14 protein-coding genes are annotated in these 15,548 nt (G+C 62.9%); 12 read left to right on the forward strand and 2 right to left on the reverse strand.

What is annotated here, in order from left to right; all coding sequences use genetic code 11:
• Positions 1-61: 61 nt before the first annotated feature.
• The 12 genes from pyrH (at position 62) to lpxB (ending at position 12,193) form a co-directional block, all read left to right on the forward strand.
• Positions 62-796 carry a UMP kinase gene (pyrH, locus tag ABEB22_RS11705; RefSeq protein WP_339107381.1) on the forward strand — a complete coding sequence of 245 codons (735 nt, stop codon included), beginning with the start codon at positions 62-64 and terminating at the stop codon, positions 794-796.
• Between the two features lie 100 nt (positions 797-896).
• Positions 897-1,460: a ribosome recycling factor gene (frr, locus tag ABEB22_RS11710; RefSeq protein ID WP_339112650.1), complete on the forward strand. Its 564-nt coding sequence runs from the start codon at positions 897-899 to the stop codon at positions 1,458-1,460.
• A 36-nt stretch (positions 1,461-1,496) separates the two neighbouring features.
• Entirely contained in the window at positions 1,497-2,288 is a 792-nt protein-coding gene (gene uppS, locus ABEB22_RS11715) for a polyprenyl diphosphate synthase (protein WP_406870350.1), read from the forward strand.
• The gene (locus ABEB22_RS11720) at positions 2,285-3,079 is read left to right on the forward strand and encodes a phosphatidate cytidylyltransferase (RefSeq protein WP_350935803.1); all 795 of its coding nucleotides are present in this window, start codon (positions 2,285-2,287) and stop codon (positions 3,077-3,079) included. The genes uppS and ABEB22_RS11720 overlap by 4 nt, the downstream gene beginning before the upstream one ends.
• Before the next feature lie 4 nt (positions 3,080-3,083).
• Positions 3,084-4,247 (forward strand): 1-deoxy-D-xylulose-5-phosphate reductoisomerase, encoded by a 1,164-nt coding sequence (gene dxr / locus ABEB22_RS11725; RefSeq protein ID WP_406870351.1) that lies wholly within the window; start codon positions 3,084-3,086, stop codon positions 4,245-4,247.
• 12 nt (positions 4,248-4,259) lie between these two features.
• Positions 4,260-5,606, forward strand: coding sequence for an RIP metalloprotease RseP (gene rseP, locus ABEB22_RS11730; protein ID WP_406871149.1), 1,347 nt, complete (start codon positions 4,260-4,262; stop codon positions 5,604-5,606).
• 140 nt (positions 5,607-5,746) lie between these two features.
• Positions 5,747-8,092, forward strand: a complete 2,346-nt coding sequence (gene bamA / locus ABEB22_RS11735; RefSeq protein ID WP_406870352.1) for an outer membrane protein assembly factor BamA — start codon at positions 5,747-5,749, stop codon at positions 8,090-8,092.
• A 3-nt stretch (positions 8,093-8,095) separates the two neighbouring features.
• The gene (locus tag ABEB22_RS11740; protein WP_406870353.1) at positions 8,096-8,815 is read left to right on the forward strand and encodes an OmpH family outer membrane protein; all 720 of its coding nucleotides are present in this window, start codon (positions 8,096-8,098) and stop codon (positions 8,813-8,815) included.
• Between the two features lie 137 nt (positions 8,816-8,952).
• Positions 8,953-9,414: a 3-hydroxyacyl-ACP dehydratase FabZ gene (fabZ, locus tag ABEB22_RS11745; RefSeq protein WP_339112645.1), complete on the forward strand. Its 462-nt coding sequence runs from the start codon at positions 8,953-8,955 to the stop codon at positions 9,412-9,414.
• A gap of 10 nt (positions 9,415-9,424) precedes the next feature.
• A complete protein-coding gene (gene lpxA, locus ABEB22_RS11750) occupies positions 9,425-10,225 on the forward strand; it encodes an acyl-ACP--UDP-N-acetylglucosamine O-acyltransferase (protein WP_339112644.1) in 801 nt (266 codons plus the stop codon).
• Between the two features lie 22 nt (positions 10,226-10,247).
• Positions 10,248-11,045 carry a UDP-2,3-diacylglucosamine diphosphatase LpxI domain-containing protein gene (locus ABEB22_RS11755; protein ID WP_350935794.1) on the forward strand — a complete coding sequence of 266 codons (798 nt, stop codon included), beginning with the start codon at positions 10,248-10,250 and terminating at the stop codon, positions 11,043-11,045.
• Positions 11,045-12,193: a lipid-A-disaccharide synthase gene (lpxB, locus tag ABEB22_RS11760; RefSeq protein ID WP_339112642.1), complete on the forward strand. Its 1,149-nt coding sequence runs from the start codon at positions 11,045-11,047 to the stop codon at positions 12,191-12,193. Before ABEB22_RS11755 ends, lpxB begins: the two co-directional genes overlap by 1 nt.
• Before the next feature lie 27 nt (positions 12,194-12,220).
• On the opposite strand, the gene ABEB22_RS11765 is transcribed toward lpxB, so the two are convergent.
• Both ABEB22_RS11765 and ABEB22_RS11770 read right to left on the reverse strand, forming a co-directional pair.
• A complete protein-coding gene (locus ABEB22_RS11765) occupies positions 12,221-13,114 on the reverse strand; it encodes a transglutaminase family protein (RefSeq protein WP_350935790.1) in 894 nt (297 codons plus the stop codon).
• A gap of 6 nt (positions 13,115-13,120) precedes the next feature.
• Positions 13,121-15,538 carry a circularly permuted type 2 ATP-grasp protein gene (locus ABEB22_RS11770; protein ID WP_339112640.1) on the reverse strand — a complete coding sequence of 806 codons (2,418 nt, stop codon included), beginning with the start codon at positions 15,536-15,538 and terminating at the stop codon, positions 13,121-13,123.
• Positions 15,539-15,548: the final 10 nt, after the last annotated feature.

Consider the following 15,548-nt stretch of genomic DNA (forward strand, 5'->3'; position numbering starts at 1 on the left):
ACCCGACGCGCATTTGCGACATTTTGCGCACCGATGACAACTGACAAATGAGGAACCCGAGATGTCTGCGGACCAACACCCGGCAGCGAAGTATAAACGTGTCCTCTTGAAAATCTCGGGTGAGGCCCTGATGGGCGACCAGGGCTACGGCCTGCACCCGCCAACCGTTGCCCGCATCGCCAGCGAAGTGAAATCCGTCCATGATCTGGGCGTCGAGATCTGCATGGTAATCGGTGGCGGCAACATCTTCCGCGGTCTGGCCGGCAGCGCGCAGGGCATGGAACGGACCACGGCCGACTATATGGGCATGCTCGCTACCGTGATGAACGCGCTCGGCATGCAGGCACAGCTCGAGGCGCTCGGCATCCATACCCGCGTGATTTCCGCCATCCCGATGGACGAGGTCTGCGAGCCCTATATCCGCCGTCGTGCCGTTCGCCATCTCGAGAAGAAGCGCATCTGTATCTTTGCGGCAGGCACCGGCAACCCGTATTTCACCACCGATACGGCCGCGACCCTGCGCGCCAACGAGATGAATTGCGAAGCGATCTTCATGGGCAAGAACGGCGTCGACGGGGTCTATGACAAGGATCCGAAGAAATTCGATGATGCCAAGCGCTATGATCATGTGACTTACGACGAGGTGCTGCAGAAGAACCTCAAGGTGATGGATGCGTCGGCCATCGCGCTTGCACGCGACAATAACCTGCCGATCATCGTCTTCCCGCTCGACGAACCGGGCGGGTTCAAAGGTATTCTGGCAGGTCAGGGCACCTATACGCGCGTTCAGGGCTGAGACATCAGTCTTGAAAAGCGACGGGCCGCTTGGCCTATACAAGCGGCGCTTTGCGCGCTAGATACTGTTCAAGCAAGATAAAGAAGCAGACGGAGACGACATGTCTGACGATTTCGAAATCGACACCGATGATCTGGAGCGCCGCATGGAAGGCGCAATGGGTGCGCTGAAAACCGAATTTGCCTCGCTGCGCACCGGCCGTGCGGCAGGTTCCATGCTCGATCCGATCACGGTGGATGCCTATGGTCAGGCAACGCCGATCAACCAGCTGGGCACCGTCAACGTGCCCGAGCCGCGTATGGTCACCATCAATGTGTGGGACAAGGGCATGGTCGGCAAGGTCGAGAAGGCCATCCGCGAGTCCGGTCTGGGGATCAACCCGCAGCTCAACGGCACCATCATCATGCTGCCGATCCCCGAGCTGAACGAGGAACGCCGCCGCGAGCTGACCAAGGTTGCCGCCTCCTACGCCGAATCCGCGCGTGTGGCCGTGCGTAACGTGCGCCGCGATGGTATGGACCAGATCAAGAAAGCCAAGAGCAATGGCATGTCGGAAGACGATGTGAAGCTCTGGGAAGGCGAGGTTCAGGATCTCACCAACAAATACACCGCCATGGTCGACAAGGCGCTTGAGACCAAGCAAGCCGAGATTATGCAAGTCTAAGCACTCGACGAGAGTGCCGTGCGAAAGGCGGCCCAAATGGCGCTGAACAGGCGAAAACAGGGCAAGGCTCTCTCGGGGTCCAAGCCGTCCGATCCGGTGCAGGAAGGCGATGTCGATTATGGTGTGCGCCATATCGCCATCATCATGGACGGGAACGGGCGTTGGGCCAAGAACCGTGGCTGGCCGCGTCTGGCCGGTCACCGCAGAGGTGCAGAGCGGATCAAGGAAATCACCAAGATCTGCCCGACGCTCGGCGTGCGCTACCTGACCGTCTATGCGTTCTCGACCGAGAACTGGAAACGCTCGACCGAAGAGGTTCTGGGGCTGATGGCCATTTTCTCGCGCTATATCGAGAAAGAGGCCGACAGCCTGTCCGCGCTCGGTGTGCGGATGCGCTTTATCGGCGCGCGCGGGCGGCTCGATGGCAAGCTGGCCAAGTTGATGGCGAGTATCGAGGAGCGCACCAAGCATAACGAGCGGCTGACGATGACCGTGGCCATCAATTATGGTGGCCGTCACGAGCTGGGTCGTGCCGCGGCCCAGATGGCGCGCGATTTTGCCGCCGGTCTTATCACCGAGGACGAGTTGAATGCGGAGGCAGAGGCGGCGCTTGAGGCGCGGCTCGATACCGCAGGGCTCCCTGATCCGGATCTGGTGATCCGCACTTCGGGCGAGACACGGACCTCGAACTTCCTGCCATGGCAGGCCGCCTATGCGGAATACGAATTTACCCAAACCCTCTGGCCTGATTTCAGCCCTGACGAGCTGGAAGATATTCTGGCACGGTTCGGCAATCGTGAGCGGCGGTTTGGCGGAGTGAAAACATGACAGCAGCAACCGGACGCTGGGGAGACCTGCGCAAGCGGGTCGCATCGGCCATTGTAATGGCGGTGATCGGTGCCGTGGCGATCGGATGGGGCGGGCTCGCCTTCAAGGCGCTGGCCTGTATTGTGACGGGGTTGATGATCTGGGAGCTGTCGGCGATGACCGCGCCCGACCGCTCCACGCGGGCGATCCTGCTGGGGCTCATTGCGGCGGGCACGCTCGCGCTGATCCTGATCATGCATTCGCCCTTCTATCTGCCGCTCCTGATCCTGCCGCCCATCGCCGGGCTCTGGCGTCCGCGCCGCGACCGGCGGTTCTTCACCCTCTATGCTTTGGCGATCATGCTGACGGGCTACGGGCTCGTGGCGCTGCGCGAGGGGCAGGGCGTGGGCGCGATCACATGGATCATCTGTGTGGTCGTGGTGTCGGATGTGCTGGGCTATTTCGTGGGCCGTATGGTCGGCGGGCCGAAATTCTGGCCCAAGATCAGCCCCAAGAAAACCTGGTCGGGCACGGTGGCCGGCTGGATCGGCGCGCTTATCCTGGGCTTTGTCTTCACCCGCATCGGCGGCGGCACGGCGCTGATCTGGATGTCGCCGCTTCTGGCCTTTGCCGGACAGTTGGGTGATATTTTCGAGAGCTGGCTAAAGCGACGCTCGGCGGTCAAGGACAGCTCCTCGCTGATCCCCGGCCATGGCGGCGTTCTGGACCGGTTCGATGCGCTGATCGGCGTGGTGCTGGTGCTTCTCATTCTTGCACAATTCGGAGAGCTGCCGCTGACGGCAGCCGGTTAAATCAATGCGCGTTACAGTTTTCGGGTCGACGGGGTCTATCGGCGAAAGCACCTTCGATCTCTTGCAGCGATCCGATCATCAGGTCGTGGCGCTGACCGGCGGGCGCAATATCAGACGTCTGGCCGAGCAGGCGATTGCCCTGAAGGCCGAACTGGCGGTAACCGCTTATGACGACTGCCTGCCCGCGCTGCGCGAGGCGCTTTCGGGAACCGGCATCGAGACAGCGGCCGGCACGCAGGCCCTGATCGAGGCGGCCGAACGCCCGACCGATTGGGTGATGTCGGCGATCGTGGGGGCCGCGGGCCTTGCGCCGGGGTTCCGCGCGCTCCGGCAGGGCGCGACACTGGCGCTGGCCAACAAGGAAAGCCTCGTGACCGCAGGCCCGCTTCTGCTGGCCGAGGCCGAGAAACACGGCGCCCGCATCCTGCCCGTCGATAGCGAGCATTCGGCCATCTTCCAGGCGCTGGTGGGCGAGGATATCGACGCGGTCGAGCGGATCATCATCACCGCCTCGGGCGGCGCCTTCCGCGACTGGCCGATGGAGAAACTGGCAGGCGCCACCGTGGCGCAGGCGTCGAGCCACCCGAACTGGGATATGGGCCAACGGATCACCATCGACTCGGCGTCGATGTTCAACAAGGCGCTCGAGATCATCGAGACGCGCGAGTTCTTCGGTGTGGAGCCCTCGAAGATCGAGGTTCTGGTCCATCCCGAGAGCATGGTCCATGCGCTAGTAGGCTTCCGTGACGGGGCGCTGATGGCGCATATGGGCGCGCCCGATATGCGCCATGCCATCGGCTATGCCCTCAACTGGCCCGAGCGCTCCGAACTGCCCGTCGAGCGGCTCGATCTGGCAAAACTCGGTAGCCTGACCTTCCGCGCCCCCGACGCCGCGCGCTATCCCGCGCTGCGTCTGGCCTATGAGGTGATGGAGATCGGCGGCACAGCGGGAGCGGCCTTCAACGCCGCCAAGGAAATCGCGCTCGATGGGTTTATCGATGGCCGGATCGGGTTTCTCGATATGGCCCGTGTGGTCGAGGAAGTGCTGACGGAGATGTCAGCGCGTCAAGGCCTTTGCAATACGGCGATAAGTCTGGATAACATTGCCCATACCGATGCGGAGGCCCGCGATTTGGCCCGACGTTTTCTGACCAAAGTCACCCAGTGACCCCAGCCAAGGATTGATCGCGTGGAATTGCTGCCGGATCTCGGGAATTTTCTCTACACGATTGTGAGTTTCGTGATCGCGCTGTCGATTATCGTCACGGTGCATGAATATGGCCATTACATCATCGGGCGCTGGTCGGGGATCAAGGCGGATGTATTCTCGCTGGGATTCGGCCCCACGCTGGTCTCGCGGGTCGATAGACATGGCACCCGCTGGCAGATCGCGGCACTTCCCTTCGGCGGCTATGTGAAATTCAGGGGCGATGCCAATGCGGCCTCGGCCAAGGGCGATGAGGCCGAACTCGCCGCACTTACGCCCGAGGAACTGCGCCAGACCATGCATGGCGCGCCGCTCTGGGCGCGGGCCGCAACCGTTGTGGCGGGGCCTGTCTTCAACTTCATCCTGTCGATCGCGGTGATTGCGGGGTTGATGCTCTATACTGGCACGCCGACCGACAAGCCCGTGGTCGGCGAGCTTTACGCCTTGCCCGACGGCACTGGCCAGCTCCAGACCGGTGACGAGATCCTGGCCGTGGCGGGCAAATCCACGCCGGATTACCCTAGCTTCAACGAGGCGCTGGCCGATGCTCCCGAGGGGGCACAGCTGCCGCTGCAAGTGGCGCGCGACGGGCAGGTGCTGGAGATCGAGGGCCCGCAACTCTTTCCGCCGCGTCTGACGGGGGTCGCCCCCAAATCGGCTTCCTATGCGGCGGGGCTAGTGGAAGGTGATGTGATCACCGCGGTGGATGGCAATCCGATCTGGACCTTCGAGGATCTGCGTCAGGCGGTCTCGTCCTCCAAGGGTAAACCGCTCGATCTGACGGTCTGGCATGCGGCCACCCGGACAACGTCCCAGATGGTGCTCACGCCCAAGCGCACCGATGTGCCCAGCGTTGACGGCGGCTTCGAGACGCGCTGGATGATCGGGGCGACGGGGGGCTTCATCTTCGAGCCGCTGACCCGCCCGACGGGGTTGGGCGAGGCGCTGACGGGGGCCGTGTCCCAGACATGGGGCATTGTCACCCAATCGGTCTCGGGGCTGAGCAACATGATCCTCGGCAATATTTCCTCGTGCAACCTGCAAGGGGCGATCGGGATCGCGCAGGGCTCGGCTGCGGCGGCCAAATCGGGGCTCGAAAATTTTATCTGGTTCATCGCGCTCCTGTCGACCGCCGTGGGCTTCCTGAATCTCTTTCCGATCCCCGTTCTCGATGGCGGGCACCTGATGTTCTATTGCTATGAGGCGATCGCCGGAAAGCCGCCTTCCGACCGCATCATGAACGTGCTGATGTCGATCGGCGTGGCGCTTGTTTTCGGGCTGATGCTTTTCGGTCTGTCCAATGATATTCTCTGTCCCTGAGGCAGAATGCAGGCGGGAGGCAGTGACATCGGGGCACTGTCTTCCGAATTGATCAAATGGGGGCTCTTCGCTTTGACAAGCCCGCATAGACTCGGTATCGACAATTAACGAATAATGCTGCCGAAAGGCTGGAGAGGGCGATGACAAACAGGCAAACTGGCCGGCAAGGTCTTGGACAATTTTCCGGTATTCTCGTGCCGGCGGCTCTGTCGCTTGCCGTGGCTCTTACCAGCGTGGCACTCCCCGAAACGGTCTGGGCGCAGAGCTACAGCTTCTCCAGCGTTTCGATCACCGGTAACCAGCGCGTCGATAACGCGACGGTGCTGGGCACGGCAGGTATCAAAGCGGGCGAGAGCATGAGCGCGGGCGAGCTGAACGCCGCCTATCAGAAGCTGCAATCCTCCGGTCTCTTCGAGACGGTCGAGCTGGTGCCGCAAGGCTCGACTCTGAAAATCAATGTGCAGGAATACCCCACGATCAACGTGATCGCCTTCGAGGGGAACAAGCGCCTGAAGGACGAGGCGCTTGCGAAGATCGTCAAATCCGAGAGCCGTCGCGTCTATAATCCGGCAACCGTCGAGGCCGATGCCCAGCTGATCGCCGATGCCTATGCCGAAGGCGGTCGTGTGAATGCGCGTGTGACGCCCAAGGTCATCCGCCGCTCGAATAACCGCGTGGATATCGCCTTCGAGATTAAGGAAGGCGCGGTCACCGAGATCCAGCGCATCACCTTCACCGGCAACAAGGCGTTTTCTGACCGCCGCCTGCGTCAGGTCCTGCAGACCAAACAGGCCGGTATCCTGCACCAGTTCATCCAGCGTGACACCTTCGTGGCCGACCGCGTCAATCTGGATCGCCAGCTGCTGACCGATTTCTACCGCTCGCGTGGCTATCCCGATGTGCAGGTCAATGGCGTCTCCTCCGAGATGACCCGCGACCGTGACGGGTTCTTCATGACCTATAACATCTCCGAAGGTCAGATGTTCAAATTCGGCAAGATCACGACGGTCTCCGAAGTGAACGGTCTCGACGTGTCGGAATATGCGCCGCTGTCGAAGATCCGCACCGGCGCGATCTACTCGCCCAATGCCATCGATCTGGCCGTCACGCGGATGGAAGAGAAAGCCCGTCAGGAAGGGCTGAACTTCGTGCGCGTCGATCCGCAGATCACCCGCAACCCGCGCACCGGCACGCTGGATATCCAGTTCGCGCTGGTGAAAGGGCCGAAGATCTTTGTCGAGCGGATCGATATCGAAGGGAACACCGCAACGCTGGATCGCGTGATCCGTCGCGAGTTCCACACGGTCGAAGGCGACCCCTACAATCCGCGCGAGATCAAGCGCTCGGCAGAACGTATCCGCGCGCTCGGCTATTTCTCGAATGCCGATGTGAACACCAAGCCCGGCACCAATCCCGATCAGGTGATCGTGGACGTGAACGTGACCGAACAGCCCACCGGCTCGCTGACCTTCGGCGCAAGCTATGGCGCCTCGGCAGGGTTCGGGATTACGGCGGCCCTCAACGAGCGCAACTTCCTCGGCCGTGGCCAGCATCTGGCCGTGTCGATCGGAACGACCTCGGACAACCAGAGCTCGGTCATCAGCTTCACCGAACCCTATCTCTTCGGTCGCGATCTGGCGGCAACGGGCAAGGTGTTCTACACGACGACCAGCGATGACAACTCGGATTACGACACCGAACGCGCCGGCATCGAGCCGTCGATCGAGTTCCCGGTCTCCGAGAATGCGCGTCTGAAGCTGCGCTATAACCTCACGAGCGAACGCCTCTCGGGTGTCGATGACTATGATGCCGACGAGGATACCGGCTCCTCGCCGATCCTCAGCCGCGAGGAAGGCACGCGCTGGAAATCCGCAGTCGGTTATACCTATACCTATGATACCAGCGAAAATAATATCGATCCGCGTTACAGCTACCTGTTCCGCTTCGATCAGGAATTCGCGGGTCTTGGCGGGGATGTGCAGGCGGTGACGACCACCGCTCTTGGCCGCGCACAGCGTAAGGTCTGGAACGACGAGGTCACGCTGCGGGCCGAGCTGGAAGGCGGCGGGATCATCGCGGCCTCGGGCGACACCACGATCCTCGACCGCTTCACCGGCAATAACAAGATCCGTGGCTTCGAATCGAACGGCATCGGTCCGCGCGATACGGCTGCGCCCAACGAGGACGCGCTTGGCGGGAAGTATTTCGCCGTCGCACGTCTGGAGGCACAGTTCCCGCTGGGTCTGCCCGAGGAATACAAACTCGGTGGTGCGGTCTTCCTCGATGCGGGCTCTGTCTGGGGGCTCGACGATACCGATGGTGTGGAAAATGTCGATGACGGCTTCCACCTGCGGTCGGCCATCGGTGTCTCGGTCCTGTGGGACAGCTTCATCGGTCCGCTGCGTCTGAACTTCTCGAAAGCCATCGTGAAGGAAGATTACGACGAAGAGCAGAACTTCGATCTGACCGTTTCGACGAAGTTCTGATCCATGATGTCGCTGCGGCATAGGGTCGGGCTGATCGGGCTGGCGGGGTTGACCGCGCTTGTCTCGGTGCCCGCCCTTGCTCAGACGGCTGCGCAGAACGGCGCTTCCGCGACGCGCGACGGGGCCGTTTCCGCCAATATGCCGATCCTCACACTGGATTGGGACGAGCTTTACCAGAGTTCGGAATGGGCCCGCAGGGTCAAGCAGCAGTTGGCCCGCGAGACGGCCTCGCTCGGCAGCGAGAACAAGCGCATTGCCGATGATCTGGTCAGCGAGGAAAAATCGCTGACCCAGCGCCGGGCGAGCATGACCCCGCAGGCCTTCCAGAAGGCGGCCGCTGAATTCGACAAGAAAGCCACCGATATCCGCGCGGCCCAGAAAGCCAAGGCCGAGGCGCTCGCGCATCAGGTCGAGGCCGAGCAGCAGGCTTTTCTGAAAGCGGCGCTGCCGCTTCTGGATGATCTTCTGCGCGAGAAAGGTGCCCAGATCGTGATTGACCGGCGGGTGATCATCCGCGGGCTGTCTCAGATCGATGTGACCGATGACATGCGCGATATTGTTGATGCCAAACTCGGATCCGGCATTCCGCAGCCCGTGCCCGAGGAGCTCGGCGGCACGGCGCCCGATCCGGCCTCCGGTGCCGACTCCGAGGCCGCAGCGCCCAAGGACGGTGCCGATCTGCTGGAGCAGGGCGAGATGCCACCGCTTTCGACCGCGCCGTAACCTCTACCACGCCCGTATCGTTTTACGATGTGTGGCCCGCGTGGTTACCTTGCAATGTCTTGCGGGGGTTGGTATTTCATGGCTCCGGCCCGATCGGCGATCCGTCGTCGGCAAAAAGATATAAAAGGGACAGAAGAATGACCGAAGCCGCCCCCTATACCGAAGCCGATCTGGCGCTCATTAAACGTATGCTGCCGCATCGTTACCCCTTCCTTCTGGTGGACAAGGTCACGGACATCGTGCCTATGGAAAGCGGTGTAGGCATCAAATGCGTCACCTCGAACGAGCCGCATTTCGAGGGCCATTTCCCGCAGGAGCCCGTCATGCCGGGCGTGCTGATCGTGGAAGCGATGGCGCAGACGGCCGCGGTGATCACCGGGATCTCCAAGAACCTGATCGACAAGGATATGTCGGTCTATTTCATGTCGATGGATAAGGTGAAATTCCGCCGCAAAGTGGTGCCGGGCGATGTTCTGCGCATGGAAGTGAAGCTGCTGCGCGGCGGCGGCAAGGTCTGGAAATTCGAGGGCCGTGCGCTGGTCGATGGCGAGCTGGCCTGCGAGGCAGAGCTGACCGCCATGATGGCGACCGGCAAGTAAGGAGACGGGCATGGCGATCGATCCCACTGCCGAGATCCACGCCTCTTCTATCATCGAAGAGGGCGCCACCATCGGCGCGGGCTGCAAGATCGGTCCCTTCTGTCTTATCGGCCCCGAGGTTTCTCTCGGGGCGGATGTCACGCTGCATTCGCATGTGGTGGTGACCGGTGCGACCGAGATCGGCGAGGGGACGGAGGTCTATCCTTTCGCCTCGCTGGGCCAGATCCCGCAGGACCTGAAATTCCGCGGTGAGAAGACCCGTCTGGTCATCGGCAAACGCAACCGTATCCGCGAATATGTCACCATGAATACCGGCACTGCAGGCGGTGGCGGTGTGACGCGCGTGGGCGATGACGGGCTATATATGTCTTCGTGTCATGTAGGGCATGACTGCATCATTGGCGACCGCGTGATTCTGGTGAATTCCGTAGCGGTCGCGGGGCATTGCCATATCGGCGACGATGCGATCGTGGGCGGGCTTTCGGGCGTGCACCAATGGGTGCGCATCGGACGCGGCGCGATGATCGGCGCCTTGTCGATGGTGACGGCCGATGTCATGCCGAATGCGTTGGTCGCGGGCCCGCGCGCCCATGTCGAGGGGATGAACCTCGTGGGGTTGCGGCGCCGTGGCACCGACCGCGCCGAGATCACCGCGCTGCGCGATCTCTACAAAGCCCTTGGCGAAGGCAATTTCCGTGAAGTTGCCCGTGAACAGAACGAGGCAGGCTCCGACAGCGAGCTGGTGCGCGAAGTTCTTGATTTCATTCTGGGCCCGTCGGATCGTTCTTTCCTGACGCCCCATCATAAGTAAGGCCAGCATAATGGACGGACAGATGAACCCCAACACCATCGCATTGATCGCAGGCCAAGGGGCGGCGCCCAAAATGCTGGCGCAAGCCGTGCCGGGGCTGACCGTCTGCGAGATGGACGGGTTCCCTTGCGAGGTGGAGGGCGAGGTCCTGCGCTTCCGTTTCGAGCGTCTGGTGCCGTTCCTCGACGAGCTGGTCTCGCGCGGGGTCACGCATGTGGTCTTTGCGGGATCGCTGTCGCGTCCCAAGATCGAACCCGAGATGTTCGATCTCAAGACCGCGCAGCTTGTCCCGCGATTGGTGGGCGCCATGCAACAGGGCGATGATGCGACGCTGCGCGCGGTGATCGAGCTGTTTTCCGAATGGGAGATCGAGACGCTGGGGATCCACGAGATCCTGCCGCAGCTTCTGCCGCCTGCGGGATTCCGTCTGGGCACGATCAGCGAGCGCGACGAGAAAGATGCCGAACGCGCCGCGGCCATTCATGCCGCGATGGGCGAGGCAGATGTGGGGCAGGGATGTGTGGTCTCGAACGGGCTATGTCTGGCCGTCGAAACCCAGCCCGGCACCGATGCCATGCTCGAGTTCGTGGCACAGCACAAGGCGCTCAACCCGGGCGGCGGCGTGTTCTTCAAGGCCCCCAAGCCCACCCAGGACCGACGGATCGATCTGCCGGTGATCGGGCCGCAGACGGTTGCGCAGGTGGCCAGAGCGGGGCTCAAGGGCATCGTGATCGAAGCCGGCGGCGTGATGGTGCTCGATCAGGCGGCCACCGCTGCGGCTGCGACAGAAGCCGGTCTCTTCCTCTGGGTGCGTCCCTGATGCGGGTCTTCATCATCGCGGGTGAACCCTCGGGCGACAAGCTCGGTGGCGCGTTGATGGCGGGTCTGAAGGCGATGGTGCCGGAGGTCGAGTTCACCGGGATCGGTGGCCAGCACATGGAAGAAGAGGGGCTGTCCTCGCGCTTCCCGATGGAAGAACTCTCGGTCATGGGCATTGCCGAGATCCTGCCGAAATACCGCGAGCTGAAACGCCGCATCCGAGAGACTGCCGAGGCGGTCATCGCGGAGAGACCCGATGTGGTGATCTCCATTGACAGCCCCGATTTCTGCCTGCGTGTCCATAAGATCGTAAAACAGAGCCATCCGTCGCAGAAGGTCGTGCATTACGTCGCTCCATCTGTCTGGGCGTGGCGGGCAGGGCGCGCGGCCAAGATGGCCAAGACGGTCGATCATGTGTTGGCCCTGCTGCCTTTCGAACCGCCCTATATGGAAGAAGCCGGAATGAGCTGTGATTTCGTGGGCCATCCGGTCGTGACCGAGCCGTTGGCCAGCCGCGAGGAGGCGAGCGCCTTCCGCGAGACCCATATGATCGGGGCGGACCAGCCGCTCGTCCTGTGCCTGCCCGGATCGCGCAAATCCGAGGTCTCGCGTCTGGGGCCGCGGTTCGATGAGGCGCTGATGCAGCTGCGCGACCGGGAGCCGGGCCTGAGGGTCGTGGTGCCCACCGTGCGGGGGGTGTCGAAATTCGTGCGGCAGATGACGGCGCGCTGGCCGGTGGCCCCGATCGTGGTCGAAGCCACCGAGGACAAACGTGCGGCTTTTGCCGCAGCCGATCTGGCGCTTGCGGCCTCGGGCACGGTCTCGCTCGAACTGGCGGCCAATCGCACACCGATGGTCATTGCCTATGATGCCTCGCGCATCACATGGCATATCGTTTGGAACATGATGAAGATCGATACGGTCACGCTGGTCAATCTGGTATCGGATACCCGCGAGATCCCCGAGTTTCTGGGGCCCAACTGCCAGCCCCGACTAATTTCGGAGAAGCTTTCGCAGATCCTCGACGATCCCGAGACGCGGGCCGGTCAGGTGGCGGCGATGGAACTGACGATGCAGCGTCTGGGCGAGGGCGGCGAGGCCCCGGGTCTGCGGGCCGCCCGCTCCGTGTTGGAATTCATGGGCCGCTAGATTCGGGACAACGGCCTGCCGTTGGCATCACACCGCGTCAAGATGCGGGCGCGGGATCACATCCACGGCCTGTGTTGTCTTGGCGCCGCCCACACCGCGCAGCGCCCCGCGCACGGGGGCCACATCCGCGTAATCGCGACCATAACCCACGGTGATGTAATCGGTGCCCGCGAACTGGTCGTTGGTCGGGTCGAACTCGACCCAGCCCATCTCGGCACCGGCCCAGGCACGCACCCATGCGTGCATCGCATCCGCGCCCTCCAGCCGCTCCTGCCCTTCGGGGGGATTGGTGCGCAAAAAGCCCGAGACATAGCCTGCCGGAATACCGATCCCGCGCAAAGCGGTGATCATGATATGCGCGAAATCCTGACAGACGCCGCGCCGTGCCTCGAAGGCCTCATGCGCAGGCGTCTCGGCCGTTGTGGCAGAGGCGTCGAATTCCATCTCGCGATGGATGGCATGCCCGATTGCCGCAATCGCCTCATAGGTGCTCATGGCGGGGCTCACACAATCCGCGCCGAAAGCCGTGATGGCCGGCACGCGCGGAATGCGCGGCGAGGGATGGGTGAAATGGTGGGGCGCATCGGGTTTGAGTGACATCGACGCCGCCAGCTCACGCGGCAGGGCAGTCAGGCGCGCCGAGAAATCCATCTTGCGAGGGTCTTCCTTGCGCTCGACCTTGGCCCGCACCTCGAACCGCAGCGAGGACACGGGCCGCGCCCATGCCACCTGGGACATGCAGGTGCCGAAATAATCAGTCAGATCATGCTGTTCGTCAGGGACAGGATCGATGTGGAGGGTCGCTTCATGGACCGCTTGCACCCCCGCCAGGGAGCGGGGCATCAGCCGCAGCATATTGCGGGCGCGATCCGTTGGATAATCATAGTGATAGGCGATGACGAGTTTCAGATCATAGAACATGGGTCATCATCTCAGATAGGCTGTGGTCAGGAGATCGGACAGCTCGCCCAGTTCGCGTCGCAGCCGTGCAAGACGCTCGGGGGTCATGTCACGCGGCTCGGCACAGCTGAACTCGGTCGAGAGCTGCATCAGACGGCGCATCAAGGGCCCCGGACGGGCATGATCCATAGCGTTGGGCATCCTGCGCGCGATGTTCTCCATCCGGCAGATCAGGAAGGCGAGCGCACGCGGATTGTCACCATCGAGTGCGAGCAGGTCCAGCACCGTGTCACGGCTGGTTTCCACGCGGAAGCGCCGCTGATGGGTGATCACGCTGTCACAGACCTCGACCGCCAGATCGAGCCCGCCCTCGGGCGCGTCAGGGGCGGCGTAAAGCTCGAGAAGCGTCGCGGTGGCATCGGCACGTTCAAGCGCCCGCCCGAAGGACAGGAAATGCCATGCGGAGAAGCGATACATATTCTCGTGCACCAGCCCCGAGAAGCCGGTGATCTTGCGCAGGAACACCGACATCGCGCGCGCCGCGTCATCGCCGTTCTTGGTCTTGCCCTGCAGTCGGCGGGCGGTCTCCAGAAGATCGCTCAACGCATTCCAGCCATCGGTCGAGAACCGGTCCCGCACCTTGGCGGCACAGCTGCGCGCCATCTCGAACCGCCCCAGAAGCGTATCGGGGATCGCTTTCTCGAATGTATAGCCCACCGAGGACAGGTAGACGCGCATCAGCCTGAGCCGCGGATCGGCGGCATTGCCGGTGGCGGCAAGGCGCAGGTGATAGGCCCGCAGGAGCCGGATCGCATCCTCCGTGCGCTCGATATAGCGTCCGAGCCAATAGAGGTTATCGGCCGCGCGCGCGGGCAGGATGCCCTGATCGCTGCGCTGGAACCGTCCTGTGGTCTCTGCGGCAAGGCTCTCTTGCGGCACGGGTCGGTCAGACACCACCCAGACATCGGCCACCGATCCGCCGCGCTGCATCGCGAGTGCTGTCGGATCCTCGGACTGGCCGATACGGGCGTAGCCGCCATGCAGGAAGCGCCAGCCGTCTTCGGTGCGTGCGGCAAAGACCCGCACCGTCATCGGGCGCGGGGTGATCCTTGCCTGACCGTCTCCCTGGCGCGACCATGCGGGTGTGGTCGAGAGCGTGACGGCTTCCTGACCCACCAATGCGCGGCCTTCCTCCTCGAGCCACTGGCTGACAGAGCCTTTGGCGCGGCCACGAAACTCCCCGCCGAGCGCGGTTGTGGCGTTCAGGTCGAAGGGCAGATCCACCGCATAGGCCGATCCGATCATCATCCGCTTGACATTGGCTTCGACATAGGAGCGCGCCTCGGGTGCACCGCACCACCATGTGGCGATATTGGGGAGTTTGAGCGGCTCGCCCAGCATCACCTCGCTGATACGCGGCAGGAAGGCCAGCATCGAGCGCATTTCCATGATCCCCGAGCCGAGCGCATTGGCCATCCCCAGATGCCCGCGCCGCACGGCTTCCATCAGACCGGGTGTGCCGATCTGGCTGGTCTCGTCGAGTTCGATCGGGTCGGCAAAGCCCGAATCGATGCGCCGCCAGAGCGCCCCCAGCGGCTGCGGCCCCGAGATCGTGCGCACCTTGGCACGGCCATCCTCGACGACGATATCCTCGCCCTCCAGAAGCGGCACCCCAAGATAGCGCGCGATATAGGTATGTTCGTAATAGGCCTCGTTGGAGGGGCCGGGCGTGAGGATCGCGGGGATCGCCTGACGCTGGTCCCGATCCTCGGCCAGCCGCTCGGAGGCACCCAGAAATGCTCCGAAGAACCCTGCAAGCCGGTGGATATAGGCCCGCGGGAACCGCTCGGGGAAGGCACGCCCCGTGGCCATCCGGTTCTCGAGCGCAAAGCCCGCCCCCGACGTGGCCTGCGTCCGGTCCCCCAGCACGAACCACGATCCATCAGGCGAGCGCCCGATCTCGAAGGCCAGAAAATGCAGATAATGCCCGCCCTTGGGTTTGACCCCCACCATCGGGCGCAGGAACTGTTTCGACCCCGCGATCAGCTCGGCCGGCAGATGACCTTGCGCCACCAGATCGGCGGAGCCGTAAAGATCGGCCATTACATGTTCCAGCAGTTCGGCGCGCTGGGTGAGCCCCTCGCAGATATGGTCCCACTCGCTATCATGCAGGATCACCGGGATATGGCTGAGCGGCCAGCTGCGCTCGGTCAGCGGATCGTTGGAATATTGCCGGTAGAACACGCCCGCATCGCGCAGATAGAGATCGGCCCGCTCGAACCGCGCCTCGATTTCCTCGGGGCTCAGCCGCACAAAGCGGTCGATGAAACGCCGCCAGACAGGGCGCATGCGGCCCTGTGCGTCGAAGAGCTCGTCCGCGACCCCCTTTACAGGGCGATAGCCTGCCAGCAGGGCGCTGGCAGGATGCTGTTTTTTCTCGGCCATTGGTCTGCCT

Source organism: Thioclava sp. 'Guangxiensis' (genome assembly GCF_045348365.1).
GTDB lineage: Bacteria > Pseudomonadota > Alphaproteobacteria > Rhodobacterales > Rhodobacteraceae > Thioclava > Thioclava kandeliae.